A 4,304-nucleotide genomic window follows, 5' to 3' on the forward strand; every position below is an offset into this window, starting at 1 on the left:
GTCTGTTTGGAAAGGGAAATACGGTACTTCGCCATTCTGTCACTTTCGTGCTTCTGGGCCCCGTAGCCCCTGCAAATCAGCGGTTGCCAGCCGCCAAGCGTGAATCTCCATTAACCTATGCGGCAGGCGGCGGCAAGCGCGAGGGCGCATTTCACGCCGTGGCGCGCTTCATCGTCGCCGTCAAAAGCCCTGCGCCGATGAGCATGGAACCGCCGGCGCGATTGACGATCCGCCGGATATTCGGCTTGGAAATCGTGCTGCGGGCGGCAGTCGCCAGCGCTGCGTAAAGGCTGGCATTGAGGATCGCGAGCGTCAGGAAGGTCAGTTCGAAAATCGCCATCTGGGCAAAGAGCGGCTGGCTGAGATCGAGGAACTGCGGCAGGAAGGCGACGAAGAAGACAATGCTCTTCGGGTTGAGCGCAGTGACCGCATAGGTATGAAAGAAGATGCGCAGCGGCCGCTCGCCGGCTGCTGTCTCGACATCGGTGTCGCCGCCGGCGGAAACCGGCGCGCGCCAGAGCTTGATGCCGAGCCAGATGAGGTAGGCGGCACCCACCCATTTGAGAACCGTGAAGATGGCGGCGGAGGTCGCCAGCAGCGCACCAAGGCCAAGCATGGAGGCGGTCATGGCGGTGAAGTCGCCAAGCGCCACGCCGGCGACGGTCGCACCCGCCGTCTTGCGGCCGTGGCCGAGCGCATAGGAAATGACGAGAAGAATGGTGGGGCCGGGGATGGCGAGCAGCACGGCAGAGGCTGCGGCAAAGGCAAACCAATGTTCAAAAGACATGAAAAAGGCTCCGCGTTGAGGTGGTTCTCGGCAATCAATTTCGCCGAGCCAGCCACGGAAACGCGGAGCCGTCAATCTCTAAATCAGGCGTTGTCGGCGGGCGGCAAACGCACCCGCCGGGGCGTGCACGTCAGTGCTTCTGGGCCTTCCACTTCTGCCCGATGACGTCCATCACCTCGCCGAACCACTTGGTCGAGGTGTCGAACTGCTTGCCGCCCTTGATGCGCGGGAACTCGATCGTGCGCAGCTTGCCGCCCTGGTCTTCGTCGTGACCAGTGACGCCCGAGACCTTGTTGAGCGCGCTTTCGACGGCGAGGTCGACCATGCTCTGGATGAGGCGCAGGTCGTCGCCGTTGGCCGGTGCCGAGCGGGCATAGTAACCCGACTTCTGTACCATCGGGCGTTCGGCGCCGAGGAGGGCGGCGAACTGCTTGGAGAACCAGTTGCCGACATTGATCGTGTCGATCTTCACGTGGCCGAAGGCGTCGCGCTTGATCGTTTCGCCGGCGGCTTCACGCTCAGCGACGATCGCGTCGAGGCAGGCGCCTTCGCTGACGAACAGCGTGACGAAGCCGGTGCGATCCATGACCTGGCGCAGGCGCGCGGCTTCACCCTGCAGATCGAACTTCATCTCCGGCAGGTAGAGGCCGTCGATGGTCTTCATCTGCCGGTTCATCATGAAGCCGTCGACGAATTCCTTGTCGTCGGTCATCTGGATATAGGAGCGGGCGGTGGCCGCGGTCAGCCAGCCGCTATGGCGGCCCATGACCTCGTGCACGACGAGGGTGCGCGGTGCGGCACTCTGTTCGTTGCTGACATTGTCGAAGAAGCGGGCGCCGTATTCGGCCGCCGTCCAGGCGCCGAGCGTCTGGCGGATCGGAACCACGTCGTTGTCGACGGTCTTCGGCAGGCCGACGACGGTCAGGTCATAGCCGTTGGCGCCGAGATAGGCGGCAAGATCGGCAGCGGTCGTGTTGGTGTCGTCACCGCCGATCGTGTGCAGGATCGAGATGCCGTCCTTGGCAAGCCGCTCGGCCGCGACCCTCAGCGGGTTCTCGCCTTCCTTGACGAGGCCGCGCTTGACGCAATCGGCTGCATTGGTGAGCTTGACGCGGCTGTTGCCGATCGGCGAGCCGCCATGGCGATGCAGGATATGGGCCTTCTCGCGCATGTCGCGGGTGATTTCGATGCGGTCTCCTAAGAGCACGCCCTGGTAGCCCGAGCGATAGGCGACCAGTTCATATTCGGGTGCGACGTCCGAATAGCGCTCGATCAGGCCCCCAACGGCAGATGACAGGCAGGGCGCGAGCCCGCCGGCCGTCAGCATTGCGACTTTCTTCTTGGCCATGTTTCCTCCTCGGGACTTTGGCATGCGATGGCTGGGGCCTCCATAACGCAAATCAGATGGAAATTAAATGACGGGGCTGTGGAAGTTGTGTCGAGCGACACGGTAAAAGCGTCTGACCCGGCAGATCGCCGGCCGGGCGGCGGGCAGTGGCGTGCGCCAATTGCCGCAGTCCGCCATGCCGGCAGGGTCCGAGGCCTCTTTTTGCCGCGGGGCTGTTCCCGCGGGAACAGCATTCTGTCGGCTTGCCGTCGCAAGTTCCAATCGATGGATTGACAATAGTGAGGGGCCATCACAAGTTCGTCATCCTCGTGGTTCGGTCCGCCCCACCGCTTGCAATTTGCCACCACAATAGTCCATGCTATAGGCTGGAGAGACAGGGATTCTCGCATGTCATTCTGGGACAGCATCCTCAAGATCATCACCGCCACGGGCAATGCACTGGCCGGGGTGGTGGAGGCTGTGCGCACCCTGTTTGAAGGTGACCCCGAGACACGGCGCAAGGTTGCCTTCTCCGTCGCCATGATCGCGCTTTCGGCCAAGATGGCCAAGGCCGACGGCATTGTCAGCGAGGCCGAGGTCGCCGCTTTCCGCGATATCTTCCAGTTTCCGCCCGACCAGGCGCAGAACGTCGCGCGTCTCTATAATCTGGCGCGCCAGGACGTCGCGGGCTATGAGGCCTATGCGGAGAAGATGGCGTCGCTGTGTTCTTCCTGCGAGGAAAACTGCCCGATCCTCGAAGATATCGTCGACGGCCTGTTCCACATCGCCAAGTCCGACGGTGCGGTGCACGAGCACGAACTGGCCTTCCTGGTGCGCGTTGCCGAGATCTTCGGCATGGACGAGGGGCATTTCAGCCGCATTATGGCCCGCCATGTGCATGGCGACGGCCGCGACCCCTATCAGGTGCTCGGCGTTTCGCGTAAGGATGACTTCGCCGACATCCGCAAGCGTTACCGTGTGCTCGTTTCCGAGAACCACCCGGACATGCTCGTTGCCCGCGGCGTACCGCAAGAATTCCACGCGATCGCCAATGATCGTATGGCGGCGCTCAACGCCGCCTATGAGGCGATCGAGAAAGAACGCCGAGCTGCATGACCTCGAAATACTGCGACTATCCGGGTGCCCGCTTCATGCCGTCGCCGAATTTTGGTGACCGCGTCGGTGAGCGCGCCCCGGATATGATCGTTCTGCATTATACCGGCATGGCGACAGGGGCTTCGGCGCTCGAGTGGCTGTGCCGCGAGGAGAGCCAGGTTTCCAGCCACTACTTCGTGCACGAGGACGGACGCGTCGACCAGCTCGTCCCGGAGACGCTTCGCGCCTGGCATGCGGGCAAGAGCTACTGGAAGGGCGAGGTCGACATCAATTCCTGTTCGATCGGCATCGAGATCGCCAATCCAGGGCATCCGGGCGGACTGCCCGATTTTCCGGAAAAGCAGATCGCCGCGGTCGTCGAATTGTGTCGGGACTGTGGCCAGCGCTGGTCTATTGCGCCTGAGAGGGTGCTTGCCCACAGCGATATCGCCCCCATTCGCAAGGTCGACCCGGGAGAAAAATTTCCCTGGCACGTTCTTCACCGTGAAGGGGTCGGGCACTGGGTGGAGCCGGCGGCGATCGGCGGCGGGCGCTTCTTCCAGCGCGGCGACCGCGGGCAGCCCGTGGAAGCCATCCAGTCGATGCTGTCGCTCTATGGCTATGGCATTGATGTGACTGGCGATTTCTGCGAAAAAACCGAGGGCGCCGTTGCCGCGTTCCAAAGGCATTTTCGGCAACAGAGGGTGGACGGCATCGCCGACATCTCAACCCTCGATACGCTCCACCGACTGCTGTCCGCGCTGCCGCAGTTCGTCGGCTGACGCGGAAGATTTTTGCGTCCCCGCGGCGCTTTTCCCGATGTCCTTGGCATGTTTTTTTAGATTTGCCACATGTTTACCATGATGCGGCATTCATTTCCCGCTCATTGGAACCGCAGGAACAACAGGGCGAAACGCTCACGTCCTGTGAATGAAACGATCGGGAAGTGAGGCTCGAAGCGGGGTGCGCTTCGCTCCATTCCCCAGACCGGAGAATTCAAACTACATGAGAATTTCGTCTGTTGCTGCGGTGGCGGCATGCCTTGGCATGTTCTTCGCCGGGATGGGTACGTCGTATGCGGGGAATGTCGACAGG

General features: G+C 62.2%; 4 protein-coding genes and 1 pseudogene. 3 read left to right on the forward strand and 2 right to left on the reverse strand.

Features of this window, described 5'->3' with window-relative positions:
- Positions 1 to 151: 151 nt before the first annotated feature.
- Both VGO04_RS02660 and VGO04_RS02665 read right to left on the reverse strand, forming a co-directional pair.
- The gene (locus VGO04_RS02660) at positions 152 to 787 is read right to left on the reverse strand and encodes a LysE family translocator (RefSeq protein ID WP_327494415.1); all 636 of its coding nucleotides are present in this window, start codon (positions 785 to 787) and stop codon (positions 152 to 154) included.
- Positions 788 to 917: 130 nt separating this feature from the next.
- Positions 918 to 2,135: a pyrophosphate--fructose-6-phosphate 1-phosphotransferase gene (locus VGO04_RS02665; protein WP_327494416.1), complete on the reverse strand. Its 1,218-nt coding sequence runs from the start codon at positions 2,133 to 2,135 to the stop codon at positions 918 to 920.
- Positions 2,136 to 2,522: 387 nt separating this feature from the next.
- Here VGO04_RS02665 and VGO04_RS02670 point away from each other — a divergent pair, with 387 nt between their 5' ends.
- The 3 genes and pseudogenes from VGO04_RS02670 to VGO04_RS02680 all read left to right on the forward strand — a co-directional run.
- Complete coding sequence (locus VGO04_RS02670) at positions 2,523 to 3,230, forward strand: DnaJ family molecular chaperone (protein ID WP_327494417.1); 708 nt, start codon at positions 2,523 to 2,525, stop codon at positions 3,228 to 3,230.
- Positions 3,227 to 3,991: an N-acetylmuramoyl-L-alanine amidase gene (locus tag VGO04_RS02675; protein ID WP_327494418.1), complete on the forward strand. Its 765-nt coding sequence runs from the start codon at positions 3,227 to 3,229 to the stop codon at positions 3,989 to 3,991. The genes VGO04_RS02670 and VGO04_RS02675 overlap by 4 nt, the downstream gene beginning before the upstream one ends.
- 223 nt (positions 3,992 to 4,214) lie before the next feature.
- Positions 4,215 to 4,304, forward strand: a pseudogene (locus VGO04_RS02680) (lytic transglycosylase domain-containing protein); the annotation flags it as partial.

It is taken from the genome of Ensifer sp., assembly GCF_035999185.1.
Lineage (GTDB): Bacteria > Pseudomonadota > Alphaproteobacteria > Rhizobiales > Rhizobiaceae > Ensifer.